General features: G+C 55.6%; 18 protein-coding genes. 3 read left to right on the top strand and 15 right to left on the bottom strand.

What is annotated here, in order from left to right; genetic code table 11:
• Positions 1–96: 96 nt before the first annotated feature.
• Entirely contained in the window at positions 97–762 is a 666-nt protein-coding gene (locus tag HMPREF9081_RS04360) for a PepSY domain-containing protein (protein WP_006305793.1), read from the bottom strand.
• Between the two features lie 198 nt (positions 763–960).
• Here HMPREF9081_RS04360 and HMPREF9081_RS04355 point away from each other — a divergent pair, with 198 nt between their 5' ends.
• The 3 genes from HMPREF9081_RS04355 (at position 961) to HMPREF9081_RS04345 (ending at position 4745) form a co-directional block, all read left to right on the top strand.
• On the top strand, positions 961–2448 hold the full coding sequence (locus HMPREF9081_RS04355) for a sensor histidine kinase (protein WP_006305792.1): 1488 nt from the start codon (positions 961–963) through the stop codon (positions 2446–2448).
• Positions 2445–3152 (top strand): response regulator transcription factor, encoded by a 708-nt coding sequence (locus HMPREF9081_RS04350; RefSeq protein WP_006305791.1) that lies wholly within the window; start codon positions 2445–2447, stop codon positions 3150–3152. Before HMPREF9081_RS04355 ends, HMPREF9081_RS04350 begins: the two co-directional genes overlap by 4 nt.
• 81 nt (positions 3153–3233) lie before the next feature.
• Positions 3234–4745, top strand: coding sequence for a Na+/H+ antiporter NhaC family protein (locus HMPREF9081_RS04345; protein WP_006305790.1), 1512 nt, complete (start codon positions 3234–3236; stop codon positions 4743–4745).
• Positions 4746–4829: 84 nt separating this feature from the next.
• On the opposite strand, the gene HMPREF9081_RS04340 is transcribed toward HMPREF9081_RS04345, so the two are convergent.
• The 14 genes from HMPREF9081_RS04340 to HMPREF9081_RS04280 form a co-directional block, all read right to left on the bottom strand.
• Positions 4830–5531: a hypothetical protein gene (locus tag HMPREF9081_RS04340; RefSeq protein WP_006305789.1), complete on the bottom strand. Its 702-nt coding sequence runs from the start codon at positions 5529–5531 to the stop codon at positions 4830–4832.
• 27 nt (positions 5532–5558) lie between these two features.
• Positions 5559–6086: a hypothetical protein gene (locus tag HMPREF9081_RS04335; protein WP_006305788.1), complete on the bottom strand. Its 528-nt coding sequence runs from the start codon at positions 6084–6086 to the stop codon at positions 5559–5561.
• Positions 6079–7821, bottom strand: coding sequence for an NERD domain-containing protein (locus HMPREF9081_RS04330; protein ID WP_006305787.1), 1743 nt, complete (start codon positions 7819–7821; stop codon positions 6079–6081). The genes HMPREF9081_RS04335 and HMPREF9081_RS04330 overlap by 8 nt, the downstream gene beginning before the upstream one ends.
• Positions 7822–7923: 102 nt before the next feature.
• On the bottom strand, positions 7924–8202 hold the full coding sequence (locus tag HMPREF9081_RS13125) for a YkgJ family cysteine cluster protein (RefSeq protein WP_006305786.1): 279 nt from the start codon (positions 8200–8202) through the stop codon (positions 7924–7926).
• A 12-nt stretch (positions 8203–8214) separates the two neighbouring features.
• Positions 8215–8427: a hypothetical protein gene (locus HMPREF9081_RS04325; protein ID WP_006305785.1), complete on the bottom strand. Its 213-nt coding sequence runs from the start codon at positions 8425–8427 to the stop codon at positions 8215–8217.
• Entirely contained in the window at positions 8424–8711 is a 288-nt protein-coding gene (locus HMPREF9081_RS04320) for a PqqD family protein (protein WP_006305784.1), read from the bottom strand. Before HMPREF9081_RS04320 ends, HMPREF9081_RS04325 begins: the two co-directional genes overlap by 4 nt.
• Positions 8704–8928, bottom strand: a complete 225-nt coding sequence (locus HMPREF9081_RS04315) for a hypothetical protein (protein WP_006305783.1) — start codon at positions 8926–8928, stop codon at positions 8704–8706. Before HMPREF9081_RS04315 ends, HMPREF9081_RS04320 begins: the two co-directional genes overlap by 8 nt.
• Before the next feature lie 19 nt (positions 8929–8947).
• Positions 8948–9994, bottom strand: coding sequence for a radical SAM protein (locus HMPREF9081_RS04310; protein ID WP_006305782.1), 1047 nt, complete (start codon positions 9992–9994; stop codon positions 8948–8950).
• Positions 9995–10399: 405 nt separating this feature from the next.
• Positions 10400–10849 carry a hypothetical protein gene (locus HMPREF9081_RS04305; RefSeq protein ID WP_006305781.1) on the bottom strand — a complete coding sequence of 150 codons (450 nt, stop codon included), beginning with the start codon at positions 10847–10849 and terminating at the stop codon, positions 10400–10402.
• A 265-nt stretch (positions 10850–11114) separates the two neighbouring features.
• On the bottom strand, positions 11115–11924 hold the full coding sequence (locus HMPREF9081_RS04300) for an SDR family oxidoreductase (RefSeq protein WP_006305780.1): 810 nt from the start codon (positions 11922–11924) through the stop codon (positions 11115–11117).
• A 34-nt stretch (positions 11925–11958) separates the two neighbouring features.
• The gene (gene srlE, locus HMPREF9081_RS04295; protein ID WP_006305779.1) at positions 11959–12954 is read right to left on the bottom strand and encodes a PTS glucitol/sorbitol transporter subunit IIB; all 996 of its coding nucleotides are present in this window, start codon (positions 12952–12954) and stop codon (positions 11959–11961) included.
• A 24-nt stretch (positions 12955–12978) separates the two neighbouring features.
• Positions 12979–13533, bottom strand: coding sequence for a PTS glucitol/sorbitol transporter subunit IIC (gene srlA, locus HMPREF9081_RS04290; protein ID WP_006305778.1), 555 nt, complete (start codon positions 13531–13533; stop codon positions 12979–12981).
• 28 nt (positions 13534–13561) lie between these two features.
• Entirely contained in the window at positions 13562–13954 is a 393-nt protein-coding gene (locus tag HMPREF9081_RS04285) for a transcriptional regulator GutM (RefSeq protein ID WP_040394482.1), read from the bottom strand.
• A gap of 19 nt (positions 13955–13973) precedes the next feature.
• Positions 13974–14912 (bottom strand): sugar-binding transcriptional regulator, encoded by a 939-nt coding sequence (locus HMPREF9081_RS04280; protein ID WP_006305776.1) that lies wholly within the window; start codon positions 14910–14912, stop codon positions 13974–13976.
• Between the last annotated feature and the right edge of the window lie 120 nt (positions 14913–15032).

Here is a 15032-nt window from a genome sequence, read left to right as displayed (position 1 = left end):
TCCTGCTAAGAAATCACTAATAAATTCAGTTTCATCATTTACTCACACAGAAAAACAGCGCTCCGTGAGAAGCGCTGTTTTTGCGTTCATCCTTCCTCAAAAGTGCTTGTCAAAGAAGTCGTCATCCACATCCACTTTGCTAGAGAGCACCGTGCCCGTCACGGCATCGATGTAGAGCTTGTACTCCACGTTGCCGGCATAGCACTTCACCTTGTAGACGGGGCGGAAGTCCGACTGCCCCATGTTCGGTGTCGGCTGAGCGGGAGGTGCTGCCTGTGCAGGTGCCGTTCCCATCGGCGGTACCGCCGCTGCGTTCCCATTTGCGTCTGCCGGAGCCGCGGGAGCGGTCGGCTGCGGTGCCATCATCTCATGACGACCACGGTCACGCCGATCATCACGACCGTGCTTACGGTCATGCTTGCGCTTACCGTCATGCTTTCCGTCACGATCATCATGATCCCACATCGTCAGGTAAACACTGCGGAAGTCCAGCTCCGCTTCGGACTTTCCGATTGACTCCGCCGCGATTGTCCGCACATGTGACTCGTCGATGAGAACCACACTCCTCTGCGATGCCTGTGCCGCAATCATCTCCGAACGCGCCTGCTTCTCCATTGCGGAGCGTGCCTCCGCTTGGCTGTGGTGGTAGTACGCGCCGCCCGCGCTGACGATACCGATGAGCACGGCGAGCGCCGCCGCCTTCTTGATGTGTGCCGGGGTGAATACGCTCTTGACCTGATCCTTGACATTCTGCATTTCCATGATGATTTCCTCCTCTGCCTTTCGGCGTTCACATATGCTGTATCATTGCTGATGGGTACATCATACGGGGAAATGTTAAACAAAGTGTAAACTGCGAAATAACTTTTTTGAAATTCGTTTCCGTGCTGAGATTTTTTCGTTCATTTCGGTTATAATAGCGTAAGATTTTCCGCAGTTCTGTGAAAGTGAGGTTCTGTCATGCGTCTGCGCGATCTGTCCCTAAAGACGAAACTGCTCGTGACAAACGCCCTCATGGTCATCATTCCGATTGCGGTGCTCGTCGCCGTCGGTGCGGCGCTGCTCGGCGGTCTGCGACACGCGGGCACGCTCCAGCAGCAGGCGCTCGCGCTCCTCTGGCCGGAGAAGGGAAATGCGCTCTCCGTGCAGTTCGCGCTCAGTTCCCTGCGCGCCGAGTCTGAGAAAAAGAAGTTCAAACTGCATGAGATTGAAAGCGATATCCGCCTCCTCGAGGGAACGGGCATCCGCCTCCTCGTCGTTCAGAAAGGGGAAAACTACCTGACACAGGGCGCCAATCCGGAGGAGATCCGCCGGATGGTCACACTCAAATGCGGTCCGCGCGGAGCTGCGCTCACATGGGATCGGGAGGGACTGTTCTTCCGCTACGAGGGGCTGCGCAGCGGCACCGTCGTCATGGGGGCGGGTGCCGTGCCCATGATGAGCGGCGAGGAGCCATTGATTCCGCACGACATGCGTGAATTCGTACTGAACGCCATCCTCGTCCTGCTCATCGGCACGGCATCGACGGGCATTCTGCTGCTCGGCCGCTACCTCGCACGCCTCCTCTCCGAGCAGATCATCGCACCACTCGAGGAGATGCGCACGGCGGCCGCCGCCATCCGGCGCGGCGATCTCGATCACGCACTTCCCCCGATGGGAAATGATGAGGTGGGCGCGACCTGCCGCGCGTTCGACGATATGCGACAGGATCTCGCACGCGCCCGTATGCGTGAGGCGGAGGAGGAAGCGCGGCGCAGAGAGCTCTTCATCGGCATCCTCCACGACATCGCGACCCCGCTCACGGCGATCAAGGGTTACGCGAGCGCCATTCTCGACGGGATCGCACAGACGCCCGAGAAGCAGCGCACCTACGCAGAGCGCATTGAGCGTTCTGCCGCGACGATGGAACGACTGACCACGCGTCTGCGCGAGTTTCTGCGCCTTGAGGCCGATCAGCTCCCGCTCACATGGGAGACGGTGGACGCACGGGACTTTCTCGCCAATGCCATACGGGAGCACGCCCCCGATTTTGCGGAGCAGGATCTGCATCTCTCCTTGGATGAGGGCGGCACAACGGCATACATACGCATTGACCGTGAGGAGTTTGACCGCGTGCTCAAAAATATATGGGAAAACAGCAGCAAATATCGACGCGGCGACCGCGTGCATGTGCAGATGACGCTCGTCGTCGAGGGCGACTTCCTCGCCCTCCGCTGTGACGACAACGGCGTTGGCGTCACAGCGGAGGATCTGCCCAAACTCTTTGACAGCTTCTATCGTACGGATGCGGCACGCACGAACGTCGCAGCGGGCAGCGGGCTCGGACTAGCCATTGTGCGCCGGATCATGACGGCGCTCGGCGGCAGCGTTCGCGCAGAACAGTCACCGATCGGGGGACTTCGCATTGTCCTTTTGCTGCCCATCATAAAGGAGGGAAACACGGAATGAAAAAAATACTGCTGGTCGAGGATGACAACGACATCGCAGAACTCGAGCGTGACTATCTTGAGGCAAGCGGCTTTGCCGTGGACATCTCTGCCGACGGGGACGAGGGCAAACGCCGCGCGCTCACGGGCGAGTACAGCCTCATCCTGCTCGATGTCATGCTGCCCGGTGCAGACGGCTTCGCGATCTGCCGCGATGTGCGCAAGGTGCTCGACATCCCCATCCTCATGGTCTCGGCGCGCCTCGAGGACGTGGACAAGATCCGTGCGCTGGGGCTCGGTGCCGATGACTACATCGTAAAACCCTTCAGCCCGAGCGAGCTCGCCGCACGCGTCAAGGCACATATCACGCGCTACGAACGCCTCAAGGGCGGCGAACAGACAACGCCGACGATCCTGCGCTTCGGTGAGCTTGAGATCCAGCCGTGGACGCATCGCGTCTTTGTTGCAGGGCGAGAGGTGCACCTCGCCACGCGCGAGTTTGAGCTTCTGCTCTTTCTCGCGGAGCACCCGCAGATTGTATTCAGCAAGGAGACGCTCTACGACCGCGTCTGGGATCTGGATGCCATGGGCAACACCTCCACCGTTTCCGTCCACATGAACCGTCTCCGCGAAAAGATCGAGCCCGATCCCTCGACCCCGCAGTGGCTCCAGACCGTCTGGGGCGCGGGTTATCGCTTCAACAGTGAGGCGACAGGAGAGACATAAATTTTCTTCTCCAAATCCCATTTTTTTGTTATAATGGGAAGCGATTTTGCAAAATACTATCGTAGGGAGTGTATCTAACTCATGACAGCAACCGCATGGTCGATTCTGCCGCCGATCATCACCATCGTCCTCGCGCTCTGGACGAAGGAAGTCTATATGTCGCTCATCATCGGCATCTTCTCGGGCGCCATGCTCTTCGCGGGCGGCAACTTTCTGCAGGCAACGCTCACGATGTTTCAGGTCATGGCGGACAAGGTTGGGAGCAACGTCAACATCCTGGTCTTTCTCGTCATCCTTGGCATCCTCGTCGCCGCCATCACGCGCTCGGGTGCGATGAATGCCTACGGCGAGTGGGCGACGCGCACGATCAAGGGGAAGCGCAGCGCCTCCCTCGTCACCGTGCTGCTCGGCATCGTCATCTTCATCGACGACTACTTCAACTGTCTCACCGTCGGCACCGTCATGCGTCCCGTCACGGACAAGTTTCAGATCGCGCGCACAAAGCTCGCCTACATCATCGATGCGACGGCGGCGCCCATCTGCATCATCGCCCCCGTTTCCAGCTGGGCGGCCGCAGTCGGTTCGTCGCTCCCGGAGGATGCACAGATCGACGGTTTCATGCTCTTCTTGCAGACAATCCCGTTCAATCTCTACGCATGGCTGACACTGCTCTTCATGCTCTTCATCATCTGGACGGGGCGTGACTTCGGTGCAATGCGGAAAAGCGTCGAAAAATCCAACGTGCATTTTGAAATCCCGAAGGAGTATCAGGACACCGCAGAGGCATCCGCGAGCGCGGCAAGCGAAGGACGCGGCAAGATGATCGACCTCATGCTCCCCCTTCTCGTCCTCATCGGTGCGTGCATCTACGGCATGCTCTATACGGGCGGCATTCATGAAGGCGCGAGCATTGCCGACGCCTTCGCCAACTGCGATTCATCAAAGTCACTCGTCCTCGGTTCCTTCATCGCCTTCGTCTTTACGGGGCTCCTTTACCTGCCGCGTCGCGTTGTTTCGTTCAACGTGTTCTGCGACAGCTTTGGCTGGGGCTTCAAGGCGATGACCCCCGCCATCTTCATCCTCTGCCTCGCGTGGACGCTCTCGGGCATCTGCAGCAAGGAGTATCTCGACCTCGGCGGCTTTGTCGGCTCCGTCGTACAGGCAAATGCGGGCGTCGTCATGTTCCTTCCGCCGCTCTTCTTCCTCGTCGCGGCAGGTCTTGCCTTCGCCACCGGCACGAGCTGGGGCACATTCGGCATCCTCATTCCGATCGCGATCGCCGTCCTCGGGCAGAGCGCACCGGACATCCTCGTCGTTTCCGTCGCCGCCATCCTCTCAGGCGCGGTCTGCGGTGACCATGCCTCGCCCATCTCCGACACCACCATCCTCGCCTCGGCGGGCGCACAGTGCCACCACCTCGACCACGTATCGACACAGCTGCCCTACGTCGCCGTCGTCGCCTCCTGCTCCCTCCTCGGCTACATTGCCGACGGGCTCACAGGAAACGGCTACATCGGCCTCGGTATCGGCATCGTCGCCCTTGCCATCTTTATGACAGTCATCTCATCGCGCGTCAGTTCGGCGGAGAAGTAAAAGAATCACGGATAAATTCGGCACACAAAAATGCCGCCAATGAGGCACATCTCCTCATCGGCGGCATTTTAAGTATCTCTGAATTTATCCGCTTTTCCTAAACCTGAACAGAGTCCCAAGAGATGCCTGCGCAATCCGTCTGTCTATGATGTGTGCCAAGAGACCGGCAACCTGCGTCGCAATGAAATTGATCACGGCGAGGAGAACTATCATACAGTTGAGTCCCAAGAAAGAAAGCAGCGTGATCGGTCCCAGAACGATAAAATAAACGACGGTCAGCACCTTTACCAAAAACACGCCAAGAATGGTACTTACAATACCGCGTCGGACAAGGCGGATATTGCGCGTATGCTGATGCAGGAAGGTTTTGATCCGCCTTGATATCTCACCCGGAGAACGAATCTCTGCCCACAGCTTTTTCAGCGCAGCCCACTTCCTACGTATGAGTTCGCATAACCGCCCGTTTAGATTTCGGTATACCTCGGAGACGGAGGAAAGACGACCGAGTTCATATCCCCATCCTCTGAGATCAATCATACTCCCCAGACTGCTCTTCAGCGTCCCAAAAAAAGATACGAAATGGATTTTCCGCAAGAACTGCCAGATTGCCTGCGGAGATAAATCCGGCATCGGCACTGACATGATGACCTTAATCAGACCAACGCATATTCTCAGGATCACACTGATCACTTGCAGAAGAATCCAGAGTCCCAACGATGCGGCATACACTTTCGGCTTCCGCTGCATGCCGTTCTTCCTGCGCCTCAGTCGTTCCATCAATGTCATTTACGTACAGCACCTCCCCCGTATTCCCTAAACCTCACTTACACTCCCCCTGCGGTTCGTGAGCGGCTTGTGGCCATAGTGATCGAGGCAGAAATTCACCTGATCCACGTTGTATTTGCGATGTACGATAAAGAACTCGACAATCAGATCACTCTCGCTGCTGTGCGAGAGTGTATAGCCCGCACGCCGCAGAAGATCCTGCGCATCCGCAAGTGACAGGTGCAGAGCAATCGCAAACGCGAGCGCCGTCTCCTTCGTCGGATGATAGTTCTTGTCCGTCCGAATCTTGGAGAAATGCGCCTTTGTCACACCCGCCTTCGTATAGATCTCGGAGGGCTTTCGCCCTGTACGCTCAATCAGATACAGGAGCCGCTCCGAAAAGGAATCCTCCATCTTTTTGAGCAGACCATTGATCGCCCCAAAAAGATCAACAGACGTGTGGCGCGATCCTGCAAACGTACGCAGATCATCTATGTGCAGCCGGCGAATCTCTCGCTCCGCTTCGTAATGCGCATCGATATATGCCGCAAGTGCCGCAAGAAGTCGTTCATCCATTCGCTCTGCACTCCATTCCGAGCCAGCTCGCAATCCCCTGTGGAGTGGGTGCGACCACCTCGCCAAGCTGCGCCGTCAGCGCAGGATATTCCTCCGACGAAACATCATTGAGGAAGAGCGTTTCAAGATATGCGGTCGCCCTTGAGCTTCCCACGTAGATGAGGCGCTGACAGGTCGGATTCGTCAGCTGCGAGACACACACATCCACGAGCAGCACCGCCTTCGCCTCAAGCCCCTTGTAGCGGCGCACCGTCGTGAGCCAGAGTTTCCCCTCCTCCGGCTTGTGCGATATGGGAATCCCCGCGAGCTCGGTCAGAGAGCCGAGCACAGATTTTACGAGCGTCGATACCGTGAGGATCACAATATCCCTCAGCTCCAATCTCTCCGCGCTGCGCATACGGCGCACAAAGTCAGCCGCCGTCTGTGCAAGTGCCTCCGTTTGGGAGACGAATACCGCACACGGGCGCTTGCCGTGAACATCGCTCAGGTAGTTCTTGTGTCTGCGCTCGATGAAGCTCCCCACCGTCCGCCCGATCTCCGCCGTATTGCGGCAGTTGCGGTAGAGCACGAGACGGCAGTCCATGTGCGCGTCAATCCACGCCGGTGCCATCTGCAGAGCCTGCCCCTCAACGCGGCGGGAAAGAATCGTCTGCCCGCGGTCATAGAAGAGATAGAACGCCCCGTCATAAAGCTCGGCGAGCATCGCGAACTGTTCCAGAAGCGCACTCGGAAAATCCTGCGCCTCATCGACAATGATGTTGGGATATGCCCACTGTGTCCCATCGTATTCGTTTTGAAAAAATTCCTCGAACTCCCGCAGCACCGTCTCAATGCGAAGCTCTCGCCCCGTCATCAGCTCCTCCGCAAGCGTGCGCTCATTGTGAATCGTAATGTTCGCATCCCAGCGGCAGGAACGCAGACGCTCCAGCAGGAACTCATTGAAGCAGAGATAGAGCACCTTCTGCCCCTCGCGTGCAAGCATCCGCGCCTTCTCCGCCGCGAGCAGACTCTTGCCCGTGCCCGCCGCCCCATGAATCGCTGCCGTGCGCTGATCGCGCAGATACTCCAGCAGCGCGAACTGCGCGTTCGTCAGCCGCGCCGTCGACTGCTCCACCGCCGCCGACACGGCGGCGAGCGTCTCCACGATGCGGAACACGGGCTGCAAGATTTGAACAGTCTGCCGAAACTCTGCCGGCGACTGCGTACGCTCCGGAATGTGAAGTATTCCGCGCCAATACGCGTATATATGCTCCAACATCTCCTTCGGATCGCGCAGATCGTCCGCATCGAGGATGATGTCACGCGGCGACTCAAGTGGGAGCGGCTTCCCCTGCGGAATCTGAACCGACGTGAACCAGACCGCCTTACCCACGAGCGGAATATTCTGCTGCATTCTCTTTTGCATCTCCGCGAGAACCCGCTGACGACTCCTCTCCGCCTGCTGAAACGGAAAGATCACATGCGTCTCGCCCGTGTTCCGGTTCGTCTGCTGCCATGCGCCGCCTTCGTAGGCAATCCCGCCCGCCTTCACCTCAATCGCGAGAATGCCGTGACGGGGGTGGAGGACGAGAAAGTCCGCCTCCCCCTGCGCCGCCGTCCGAACACCATCGCCGAGCCAGCAGTAGGAGTGAAACACCGTATAGTCATCCCCGAGCGTTTCGAGCGCATGATACGCCAGCCGCTCCCCCTCGCTCCCGTGAAAATCCCCTACAAATGCGGGATAGAATCGTGCCATAGGTGTCCTCCCCTATTGTCAAATAATAAGACCTCCGATATGTATATAATACACCATCTCGAAGGTCTGTGTAGTGTTATCTGATTTCTTCCCATATAAATACTACATCGCTCTGATTGATAAGCACAACTCATGCAGCATTTTATAATATGCGTCAATCTCTATGCCGTTAAAATAAGTATGATAGAGATATTCTCCTCGACAGATATCAGGTCGGTTGTTATAGATGGCACAGCGATTGGTCGGCAGCAGATGAATGCACTGACCATCGCCTCGGTCGAACTCAGCCGGCAACAGTTTCGCAATGTCCAAATGCTTGCAGCAAGCACCGCATTGCTCACAGGCAAACACCTTGCCGCCAAGAATCGTTACTTGATCCATATCGAACGAACCTTATACCTCAGTGGGAGCAATTATATCAATCGGCATAAGCCCTTTATTTGGACCTTTGTAAATATCCCTTCTACCTCCCGCCAATCCCATACCAGCCAAAACTCCCAAAGCAAGCCCTGCACCAACTTCTGCCGCCGTAACCGCTGCAAGAGGAACAATAGGTTGAGGTTCTGTAAAATAATTTACAATTTTAGGTGGAATATATTGCTTCATGCCGCTCGCCTCCTTAATAATATTAAGTTTTTCCACTGCAATTCACGAATGACATCGATGATGTCATTCTCTAACACAGCCCGCTCAACATCGTAAATCCCCATCATCCGGTCGATAATTCGCTCAACGGAACTGTGCCCATCCATTAACAAAAAAACTTCTCTCGCTGAGTCATTGAGATAAAAAATTTCTAAACATGCTGAAGAAACAATTAAAAACTCCCCGTTTTCCTTTTCTTTCAGTGCATTCTTACATGGAACCAGATTTCTCCACAGTTCATACACAACAGAGCCCCTCCGTTTCCTGCATCTCACCCAAATAGTTTACGGCTCTTGCGGCAAGGACACGGGAGGCATTGGTCACAGCCCTTGTTGCGGCATATCCGGCAAGAAAACCGACAGCAGCCCCACCACTCGCAATAGCAGCGGCAGCAACAGGCACAATACCTTTGGGGTCATTTTCTGTAACAACAGATGGCTTTACATATTCTCGCTTTTCCATGATGAACCTCCTAACATATTCATGCGTCTAAGCGAACATCGGCATCGACATAGTTTCGAATCGCCCCTGACTGTGCCTCCTCATCCACAGAGGCAATAAACTCCTGAACTCTTGGATCACTCCATATACGTCTCCCCCGCCTCTGCCAGATATCATAGAAATCCTCTTCGAGTACATTTCCCATAACAAAGGGTGCCATGCAGTCCAACCGAACATCACCATTCGGACGGATGATACAACCGAGATTGGGTCCTATTTGATAACGATCAAATTGATTTTTGATTCCCGACGAGCGCTGCAATTCAAGTTTACCACGATACTCCTGCGCCAGTGTTTCAATGAGTTCATACATACGATTCTCTTGCCCAGGGGATAGATATATCTCCTCTGCATAGCGATTGGCACGCCCCGAAGGAAGTACTTGACCAACCATCAGGGAGGATGCCCCGAGACGGTAGACAAGTTTCGCCATCATCGGAAGTCGCTCCAATGTTTTTGGCGTCACCGTATGCGCAATGACGAGCGGAATCCCCGCACTCGACACCTCAAATGCCCCATGAACAGCGTGTTCCCAGCTACCCTTAACCTGTCGGAAATCATCGTGCAACTCCGATGTATCGGCATCAATCGACACCTGCAGCCAGTAATAGCGATATTTTTTCAATCGCTGCACCTTCTCCCTGCTCAATAGAAAGCCGTTCGTTATAATGACGAACGAAGTTCCGTCATCGTGAAGAATATCCATCACGTCAAACAAGTCATTCCCAAGAAGAAGAGGTTCGCCACCGGATAGGATTGCCTGAAAGATTCCACCGTGCCCGACCACATGACACGACAGTTCTTTCCAACGCTCCACTGTCATGCGCGTTGTATGGTGCTCACCGGAGCCATTGTAGCAATGCTTACAGTACAGATTACATTCTGACATCAATTCATACTGGAGTGTAATCGGCATATCGAACTCTTCCGGATATTGCCCCGCTGCTTGCATTACTTCAACGTTTTTATACAAAGCCTCGATCGCACGTTTATCCTGTATGCGAAAAATTTTACGATAGTTTTTCATAACGAAAAATAACCACCTTCTCTAGGATATAAGGATTTCAGATCAAATGGAGTAGAAGATTTTGCTGATTTTATCAGTGGTTCCTAAACACAGTTTAATTATAAGCACTTTACAGATCAGTGTCAATTACAGTATCTCCGAAAAGAAGAAAAATTAAATCATATACTTTTCTGTTCTTTTAGTCCTCAGCAAAAATATAAGAGCCTCTGATAAATTCAGCACCACCATCTCAGCACATCTTTTCCCCGCTTTTCATCCTCGATCTTCCACATAGCCTTTGCTATTCGTCTGTTTTACCTCCTCAATCGGACGAAAAATCGACACCAATTTGATGGACTGACTTTTGTCAGTGAGTGATTCCTATAAAATCCGCCCGACAGATGCAGAGCGATCTCTGCTGAGAGTCTACACCGTCGCTTTCACGGGCTGCAAGCCCTTCAGCGTCTCATCCATGGACTGCGCCAACTCGTCAAGTGCGTTTCGGATGTTCTGCACTTGCGTCGTCTGCACAGGCGGTTCATTCATCGGATCTGCCTCATCTCTCCCCTCTGCGAACTGTGCTTCCAGTTCCGCAATGATCTCCGCGCCGCGCGTGGCGAGTTTTTCCTGCAAGGCGCCGATGGATGTCTTGATTTCTGCATAGACGGCAGCGCGCTCCTCATCGTTCGTGCACTCCTCCATCGCCCACTCCGCCTCACGGCGCAGCTTCTCTCCGAGGAGGGCGATGCCGTCCACGTCGCGCAGTCCTTCGGAGCCGCGCTCCGCACCATCATCATCCGCCTCCAGAGCCGCAGCCACGCATAGTCCGATAACCCCGCCCGCTGCAAGCAGCAGTCCGTTCTTTACCCATGACATAGTGATCTCCTCCTTAAATAGTTGACCGAAACTATGTCCAGTATACGTGATGGGAGGAGGAAAAAGGTCACCTATCAGGCAACCTTTTCAATTTTATGGACGAAATTCCATGAATGGTTCGAAACATTTACTTACTTTCTATTATAATATCATTCTCTTGTTTGGTAAAGGAATTTTCAATTTCAGTTTAACATTCATAAAGCCCATCTCATACGTTTATCACGTCGAGATGGGCTTTCATGTATCATGTGAACTTCTTTTTATCTCAGCCGCGCGTCTTGCCGCCCGCCACATTATATGTGACGCCGTGGATATAGGAGGCACGCTCGGAGGCGAGGTAGACGACGAGGTCGGCGACCTCGGAGAGCTTGCCGCTGCGTCCGAGCGGGGTGGTCTTCGTGCTTGCGTATCCCTTGCGCAGGTCATCGACGGTGATGCCGCGCGTGTAGGCAAGCGCCTCCTCATAGGCGAGGGTACGAAGCCCTGTCGCCTCGAGGATGCCGGGTGCGACGCCGATGACGCGCACACCGTACTTACCGAACTCCTTCGCCCACGAGCGCGTGAAGGAGTTGACGGCGTTCTTGGTCGCTGCGTAGATGCTCTGTCCCTCGGAGCCCTCGATGCCGCTCTCGGAACTCATGTTGATGAGCACGCCGTGTCCCTGTGCGACGAGCTCACGCCCGACTGCCTGCGCGCAGAGGTAGACGCCCTTGAGGTTGACCGCCGTGACCTTGTCAAAGACGGCATCATCCAGCTCATATTTCCCATGCGGATCCTTCGGATCGACAAGGAGGCGCGGGATATTGATGCCGGCGTTGTTGACGAGGATGTCGATTCTGCCGAATTTCTCCTTCGCTGCCGCAACCATCGCCTCAACGCTCGCACGCTGCGTGACATCGGTGACAACGTAGAGCACCTTGCCGCGCTTCTCATCGAATGCAGGAGCCTCGGGGTTCATATCACAGACGACAACATTCGCCCCCTGTGCCAAAAACTCCTCGACGACCGCTTTGCCGATGCCCGACGCTCCGCCCGTGACAATGGCAGTTTTTCCTTCGAGATTCAACCAACTCATAATCGCTTCTCCTTTGTTTGATCAGGGAAATATATCAATTCTCGTAAAGTCCTGCGCTTGCAATCCATGCGATGATGACGGCGAGCGGGCCGGTCATAAAGCGCGAGTAGAGGACGGCAGGCACGCCGATCTCGACGGTCTTGGCATCTGCCTCGGCAAGTCCGAGTCCGACGGGGATGAAGTCGCAGGCACACTGCACGTTGATCGCAAAGACTGCGGGAAGCGCGAGGTTCGGCGGGATGTGTCCGAGTCCGATCTCAACGCCGATGAGGACGCCGACAACCTGTGCGATGACCGCGCCGGGCCCAAGGAATGGGGAGAGGAGCGGGAAGGAGCAGATCAGCGCGAGGATGACGAGCCCCACAGGGGATGCGGCAAGCGGCGAGACGAAATGCGCAACGAAGTCGCCGAAGCCCGAGCCGAGAATGACGCCGATCAGCATGGAGACGAACGCCATGAACGGCAGGATGGTTGTGATGAGTGTATTGATGGACTCGCGTCCCGCCTGATAGAACGTAGCGACGATGCCGCCCATCATCTGTCCGACCTTCGCCATGAGGCTGCCGGACTGCTCGGTGATCTTCTTCGAGGTATCGTATTTCGGCTTCGCCTCTTCCGTCTCGACTGCTGCGGATGCCGCCGCGGGTGCCGCCGTACCGTCGCTGAACGCGATGTTCTGAGGCTTGACGCCCGAGACGTAGATATCTTCCTTGATATACTGTGCGAGCGGACCGGAGGGTCCCGTCTGCTTGATGTTCACGGTGAAGATGCGCTTCTGCGGATAGATGCCGCAGCGCAGCGTACCGCCGCAGTCGATGACCGCCGCGAGGATCTCATCCTCGGGGACGCTGGTCTTGAAGCCGTCCACGACCTCCGCTCCAGTCATTTCACCGAGACGCATCGCAACATCCGAGATGACGCCGCCCGTGATGTTGACGATCTTATTCTTCTTCTCGTCCGGCGTGAGTGTGAGAGGGCCGCCAAAGCCGCCCGAGCCCGCCGATACGACAACACTCTTGTATTCGCTCATGATCGTTTCTCCTTTCCTCGTTCCTTAGCTCTTGAGCACTGCCGGCTCTTTGCTGAGCTGTACGCCCTGCTGACGCTGTACGTATGCCGTCGTAAAGTCCGTGAGCCAACCGCGCAGGAAGTTGACGATGAGTCCGACCAACAGATAGCGCAGTGCAAGATCGGTGTACGGCAGACCGAGCGTGGTGATGCCGTTCGCAACGCCGAGGAAGACGAACATCTCGCCGGGGTTGACGTGCGGGAACATGCCGTTCATCGTGTGGCAAGCGGACGAGGATGCCGCGTAGTAGGAGGGCTTGTAGTACTCGGGCAGGAATTTTCCGAGCGAGAGCGCCATCGGGTTGCAGAGGAAGAACACGCCGATGAACGGGAGGACGACATAGCGCGAAATGGGGTTGCCCGCGCAGAGGTGGGCAAATTTCTCAACGCGCTCGTTGCCGACAAAGAGCACGATCGCGTTCATCGCAACGAGCAGGCAGACGAGCGTCGGGATGATGCCCGTGACCCATCCGATCAAGGTCTCACCGCCCTTGTTGAACATGCCGATGAAGCCTTCGGCAAAGAGGATAAGCGTATCCATATTGGTCTCCTTTCAATGGAAACAACTCTTATGCATGACTGGCAAGGGTTTCCCCCTGCTCCTGATAGATGATGTACTCCTCGCGCGCACCGAGGACGGCGCGGCGCGTCTGACGGTCATAGGAGGCAACGGACGCCTCATCGAGGTCGAGCAGATTTCTGCCGCTAAAATCCTCGAAGGGGCGAAAACCTGCAAATACGGTGACGCCCTTCATGATCTCACCGCGCAGGATGTTGCACTCCGCGTCGATCACAAAGAGTACGATTGCCCCGGCGACAAAGCGCCCCTTCGCCTTGCCGATGGCGACCCGCCCCTCGCGGCGCATCTCCTTCACGTGCGCCGCGAAGCGACGAAATTGGAGAATGCTCAGGACGAGCTGAAGCACCCACATGGTGACGGCGATGAGAACAAGCCACAGCATAGTTTTCGCCCCTTTCGTATTACTCATTTAACAAAATTCTTGCGGTCTCCTCATCCGTGATGAGGACATTGATATAGTGTCCGCGCAGCGCTCCGAGAATCGCGGGCACCTTTTCACGCGATGCCGCCATGCCGATGCTGTAGGGCAGTGCACGGAGGCGTGCAAGCTCGACAGCGATGATACGATCGTGAAACTCGGTGGTAACAGGGCGTCCCTCCACGTCGTAGAACATGGAGCAGATCTCACCGACGACCCTCTCCCGCAGAAGGCTTTCGATCGCCTCGCGTCCGAAGCTGCCCATCCAGACAAGATTCGAGGACTTCACAGGAGCACCGATACCGACAATGCCGATATCGAGCTTCTCCCAGAACTTCGTGATCTGCTCGAAGTTCACGTCCTGCCGAATCGCCGCCGCAATCTCCGCCGTACGCGCAATCGCTGGGGCATAGATATAGTGACTGCGTCCGCCGAACGCGTTTGCAAGCTCGTAGCAGAGCGTGTTCACATGGAGATCGCTGTCAACGCTCTCCGGTCCGCCGTCGAGCGGAACGAAGTCTGCACGCACGGGGTGCAACCGCTCTGCCGCCGCATAATGCGTCAGCTCTCGAATGCTTGTCCCCCATGCGATCCCAATGGTCTGTCCATCCGACGCAATCCGCCGCAGGAGGCTGAGTCCTGCCTGCGCCATGCGCTTCTTGACCTGCGCGAGATCAATGCTGTGTGATACAACATATGCCTCACGGAGACCGAAGCGGCGTTCCAGCGCACTCTCAAGCTCCTCATTGCTGTCCGTCTCAACAATGATGCGAACAATTCCTGCCGCAACCGCACGCTTGAGATATTTACTCACTGTCGTACGATCAACGCCGAGACGCTGCGCGATCTCGCTCTGCTTCAGACCATCCGTATAGTAAAGATTTGCCGCTTTGATAAGGATCCGTTTATCAACGGCCTGCATGTTACTTCCTCCTCGGAGAAATAACTTTCACATATGTGATGTACTAGCGCTTTTGTCATCCTGACAAGCTGACTATAACGCCTGCAAGAATTTATTGCAACAAAAAAGCCGTGTTCTCAC

It is taken from the genome of Centipeda periodontii DSM 2778, from assembly GCF_000213975.1.
Classification (GTDB): Bacteria; Bacillota; Negativicutes; order Selenomonadales; family Selenomonadaceae; genus Centipeda; species Centipeda periodontii.
The sequence above is the reverse complement of the archived record's forward strand: the minus strand, read 5'-3'. Positions and strand labels throughout refer to the sequence as shown.

What these genes read in the sequence shown, in the direction of transcription:
- HMPREF9081_RS04360 (WP_006305793.1), bottom strand. Translation starts at nt 762, where the DNA reads ATGGAAATGCAGAATGTCAAGGATCAGGTCAAGAGCGTATTCACCCCG.
- HMPREF9081_RS04355 (WP_006305792.1), top strand. Translation starts at nt 961, where the DNA reads ATGCGTCTGCGCGATCTGTCCCTAAAGACGAAACTGCTCGTGACAAAC.
- HMPREF9081_RS04350 (WP_006305791.1), top strand. Translation starts at nt 2,445, where the DNA reads ATGAAAAAAATACTGCTGGTCGAGGATGACAACGACATCGCAGAACTC.
- HMPREF9081_RS04345 (WP_006305790.1), top strand. Translation starts at nt 3,234, where the DNA reads ATGACAGCAACCGCATGGTCGATTCTGCCGCCGATCATCACCATCGTC.
- HMPREF9081_RS04340 (WP_006305789.1), bottom strand. Translation starts at nt 5,531, where the DNA reads ATGACATTGATGGAACGACTGAGGCGCAGGAAGAACGGCATGCAGCGG.
- HMPREF9081_RS04335 (WP_006305788.1), bottom strand. Translation starts at nt 6,086, where the DNA reads ATGGATGAACGACTTCTTGCGGCACTTGCGGCATATATCGATGCGCAT.
- HMPREF9081_RS04330 (WP_006305787.1), bottom strand. Translation starts at nt 7,821, where the DNA reads ATGGCACGATTCTATCCCGCATTTGTAGGGGATTTTCACGGGAGCGAG.
- HMPREF9081_RS13125 (WP_006305786.1), bottom strand. Translation starts at nt 8,202, where the DNA reads ATGGATCAAGTAACGATTCTTGGCGGCAAGGTGTTTGCCTGTGAGCAA.
- HMPREF9081_RS04325 (WP_006305785.1), bottom strand. Translation starts at nt 8,427, where the DNA reads ATGAAGCAATATATTCCACCTAAAATTGTAAATTATTTTACAGAACCT.
- HMPREF9081_RS04315 (WP_006305783.1), bottom strand. Translation starts at nt 8,928, where the DNA reads ATGGAAAAGCGAGAATATGTAAAGCCATCTGTTGTTACAGAAAATGAC.
- HMPREF9081_RS04310 (WP_006305782.1), bottom strand. Translation starts at nt 9,994, where the DNA reads ATGAAAAACTATCGTAAAATTTTTCGCATACAGGATAAACGTGCGATC.
- HMPREF9081_RS04305 (WP_006305781.1), bottom strand. Translation starts at nt 10,849, where the DNA reads ATGTCATGGGTAAAGAACGGACTGCTGCTTGCAGCGGGCGGGGTTATC.
- HMPREF9081_RS04300 (WP_006305780.1), bottom strand. Translation starts at nt 11,924, where the DNA reads ATGAGTTGGTTGAATCTCGAAGGAAAAACTGCCATTGTCACGGGCGGA.
- srlE (WP_006305779.1), bottom strand. Translation starts at nt 12,954, where the DNA reads ATGAGCGAATACAAGAGTGTTGTCGTATCGGCGGGCTCGGGCGGCTTT.
- srlA (WP_006305778.1), bottom strand. Translation starts at nt 13,533, where the DNA reads ATGGATACGCTTATCCTCTTTGCCGAAGGCTTCATCGGCATGTTCAAC.
- HMPREF9081_RS04285 (WP_040394482.1), bottom strand. Translation starts at nt 13,954, where the DNA reads ATGCTGTGGCTTGTTCTCATCGCCGTCACCATGTGGGTGCTTCAGCTC.
- HMPREF9081_RS04280 (WP_006305776.1), bottom strand. Translation starts at nt 14,912, where the DNA reads ATGCAGGCCGTTGATAAACGGATCCTTATCAAAGCGGCAAATCTTTAC.